Origin of the sequence: Calothrix rhizosoleniae SC01, from assembly GCF_900185595.1 — a bacterium.
Taxonomy (GTDB): domain Bacteria; phylum Cyanobacteriota; class Cyanobacteriia; order Cyanobacteriales; family Nostocaceae; genus Calothrix_A; species Calothrix_A rhizosoleniae.
Genome location: NZ_FYBH01000001.1, coordinates 1 through 3,627, shown reverse-complemented (window position 1 = coordinate 3,627; position 3,627 = coordinate 1). Strand labels below are relative to the sequence as shown.

Sequence of the window (3,627 nt, the reverse complement as noted above, 5' to 3'; positions counted from 1 at the left end):
AGTTTCTGACCAAACCAATTTATCTGTAGAAGCAGGTAGTAAATCTCCTTTTAGTAGCAGATATTGGGCTCCTTTAGCTTTAAAGCTGCTTTACCCTTGGGCTGATGTTAGAATAGCTCCTTCTATTGGTGTAGCTCAAGATCTAGTGAATATAACTGGTTTACCAAGGTCGAAATTTCAGGTAATTTATAACCCAGTAATCAATCCTGAAATCTGGGAAAAAGCCAAACAGCCTGTAGATCATCCCTGGTTTGCTCCAGGAGAATTACCCGTGATTTTGGCGGCGGGAAGATTAGAAAAGCAAAAGGATTTCCCGACTTTGATTAAGGCTTTTGCTCAAGTCAAACAAGTGCAACCATGTCGGTTGGTAATTTTTGGTGTAGGTTCCGAACAATCTCAGTTGGAAGCTCTAGTAAGTGAATTAGGCTTAGAAAATGATGTAGCTTTACCTGGATTTGTGAAAAATCCCTATGCTTACGTTACTAAATCAGCAATGCTAGCTTTATCTTCAGCTTGGGAAGGTTTGCCAACCTTTTTGATTGAGACTATGGCTTTGGGAATCCCTGTAGTTTCTACTGACTGCCCGAGTGGTCCAGCAGAAATTCTAGATAATGGTAAATATGGCGAACTAGTACCAGTTGATGACTCGGAAGCTCTGGCATCAGCAATGTTGAATATATTGTCTGGTGAACACAAATCTGTTTCTGCTGATTGGCTAGAACAATTTACCGTAGAAAAAGCTGCGGAAAAATATCTAGATATTTTGGAGATCAATAATTTTAATTAATAATACAAATGAAAAAAATTGCCCTAATTATTGCCTATTTTGGTCAATGGCCAACCTGGTTTCCTGCTTTTTTAGAATCCTGTAAATACAACTCTGGAATTGACTGGATTGTATTTACTGATTGCGAGATACCTGATGTTTCCCTGAACAATGTCAAATTTGTACCATTTACCATTGAGGATTTTAACTTATTAGCTTCCCAAAAATTAGGTTTTGAAGTTAATTTACCATTTGTCTATAAAATGTGTGATTTCAAACCTACATATGGCGTTGTCTTTGAAGACTATATCAAAGACTATGACTTTTGGGGACATTGTGATCTTGATATAGTCTGGGGAGATATTCGTAAATTCATCAATGATGAAATTCTTAGTCAATACGAAATAGTATCAGCAGGTAAAGAAACAATATCTGGTCATTTTTGCCTTTATCTCAACAATAATAAGATTAATCAACTGTTTACTAAATGTCTTTATTACCAAGCTCAATTACTATCGTCAGAACATACGTGTTTTGATGAATCAGCTATGACTAATTTAGTAAAATCGTTATCACAAAGAGGTGAGGTATCAGTTTTTTGGCCCCAGTGGTTAGTTAATTATCCTAATTTATATAAGCCAATGCTTGCCGCACGTCTGGGACTACATACAAATCGCTGGCGTTGGGACTCAGGAAAGCTATACAATCAAAATCAAGAAGTCATGTACATGCATTTCATGACATGGAAAAAGAGTTTAACAAACTGCTATCTGAACTATCAAAATAGCCCGAAATCATTTTATATATCGTACTCACACATTGGATTAACTAAATCTGATAAACCACCATTAGCAGCCCAATTCTCTTCCTTGCTAGCTTTAACTAAAACATTACTTACCTTTGATTACAATGTTTGGCATCGCCGGATAAACTACTACATAATCGACAAGATTTGGCAGCAACTCAAGCAATCATCAAAAGCCCAGTCTGACTACTTACATAGTCCCAAGATTATAGATGTATAGGATTATTTTTTGAATACAGTACTAATGATCAAGACTATAAAACACGATTTACAACATATAAGCAAAAACCAGGCACGTAATCTGTTAAACATGATGTTTATCAGACCATTGAGAATGTCCAATTCTAAGTCTATGACATTGGATTGGGATGATGTGGAAGTGGCAAATAAATGGCTGTCTAATCGTTTATCTTGGCAAGATGCCACAGTCGTGTCTCAGTATGAAGCCGAATTTGCCCGTTGGAATGGCTCAAAATATGCCTTTGCTTTTATGGGTGGAAGAGTAGCACTCAGTGCATGTATTTATGCTCTGGATTTGCAGCCGGGAGATGAGGTAATTATGCCTGGTTACACCTGTGTTGTGGTTCCTAATGCATTTAAATGGGCTGGGGTGAAAATAGTTTATTGCGATATAGAACTAGATACCTATGGAGCAGATGTTACCCAGATAGAGAGTAAAATCACTCCCAAAACACGGGCAATTCTGTTACATCATCTTTATGGGATAGTTTGCCGCGATTATACAGCTATCATTGATTTGGCAAAACGGCATGGTTTAAAAGTGATTGAAGATTGTGCTCATACAACTGGAGCTGAGTATCAGGGGCGTAAGGTAGGTAACTGTGGCGATGTTGCCATTTATAGTAGTGAAAAATCTAAGATTTTTAACACTATTCAAGGTGGTGTTGCTGTTACCAATGATGATCGACTTGCAGCAAGAATTAAAGAATATTACGATCAAGCTCCCTATCCTGATGAAGTCTCGATTGAAGAACAGTTACGTAATGTACCCCTTGAATTTTACCAATTTAAACATCCCCAGTCTTGGTGGTTAGGGGATGTATACTACTTTTTAAATAAAGAGTATGCCATTTACAGCACTAGTAGGGAAGAAGAACAAGGAATTTGTCCAGCTCATTATGGTCGGAAAATGCCAGCACCGATTGCAGCCCTTGGACTCAATCAGTTGAAAAAAATTGACTACTATATCAAATGTAGGAGAGAAAATGCAAAAATTTGGCAACTTTGGTGTGAACAAAACGGATATAAACAGCCAGTTGTAATTGCAGGCTCGATTCCATCTTATTTATTCTATCCAGTTTTGGTTGAACCAGAGATCAAACAAAATATTAGATGGTGGGGATTCAAAAATTTTAATGCTACTGTTAGTGATTGGTTTACCAGTCATTTACACCCCGTTCCAGGGCACATACCAGGATGTAAAAATGCAGAAATTGCGATCAAGCAGTGCATTAACTTTCCTACTTTAAACCAGACGTGTAAATTTCCTGGTTCTTGATGTATCGCACTACGCACAAGTAATAAGTAATACCCGCACCCTAATTGCGTACTGCTATAAGCCTGAAACCTAACACATAATTTTTTATTTTTATTAGTATATAAAGGCACTAGGATGTCTCTAGATAATCCACATGTTCTTATTGTTGCGGAACATGCATCTTTAAAGTTTGGCGGTGAAGCAGCTTTGCCATGGCACTACTTTCATTTCCTGCGTAAGCGCGGTGTGGAAACCTGGCTTGTAGTTCATGACTGGACTCGTGATGAACTCAAGTCCTTTTTTCAGGATGATTTTGATCGCATTTACTTGGTACCCGATCCTTATTGGCTGCGGGTTATAGGTGGATTTGAGAGATTTCTCCCCAGCAGAGTCGCCAATTTTACTGTTAAGTTATTTGTGCGGCTCATGGCCCAGATCCTATATCAGGGTCCCATCATTAAGCAAGTGATACGGGAGCAAAAGATTGACATTATCCATCAACCCATACCTGTTTCTCCTAAAGAGCCATCAATGATTTTTGGCATGGGTGTACCAGCT

Annotated in this window: 3 protein-coding genes and 1 pseudogene; all 4 read left to right on the top strand. The window is 38.1% G+C overall.

Annotation, left to right across the window (positions count from 1 at the left end; translation table 11 throughout):
- The coding region (locus CALSC_RS00020) for a glycosyltransferase (protein ID WP_088239396.1) at nucleotides 1–787 on the top strand (787 nt) is incomplete at its 5' end.
- An 8-nt stretch (nucleotides 788–795) separates the two neighbouring features.
- Entirely contained in the window at nucleotides 796–1,791 is a 996-nt protein-coding gene (locus CALSC_RS00015) for a DUF6625 family protein (protein ID WP_088239395.1), read from the top strand.
- 132 nt (nucleotides 1,792–1,923) lie between these two features.
- Nucleotides 1,924–3,090, top strand: a complete 1,167-nt coding sequence (locus CALSC_RS00010) for a DegT/DnrJ/EryC1/StrS family aminotransferase (RefSeq protein ID WP_159460542.1) — start codon at nucleotides 1,924–1,926, stop codon at nucleotides 3,088–3,090.
- Between the two features lie 114 nt (nucleotides 3,091–3,204).
- Nucleotides 3,205–3,627: pseudogene (locus CALSC_RS00005) on the top strand (glycosyltransferase family 4 protein); the annotation flags it as partial.

Bases quoted from the DNA above. Each gene is read 5' to 3' on its own strand.
- CALSC_RS00010 (WP_159460542.1), top strand. From the start codon at position 1,924: ATGACATTGGATTGGGATGATGTGGAAGTGGCAAATAAATGGCTGTCT.
- CALSC_RS00015 (WP_088239395.1), top strand. From the start codon at position 796: ATGAAAAAAATTGCCCTAATTATTGCCTATTTTGGTCAATGGCCAACC.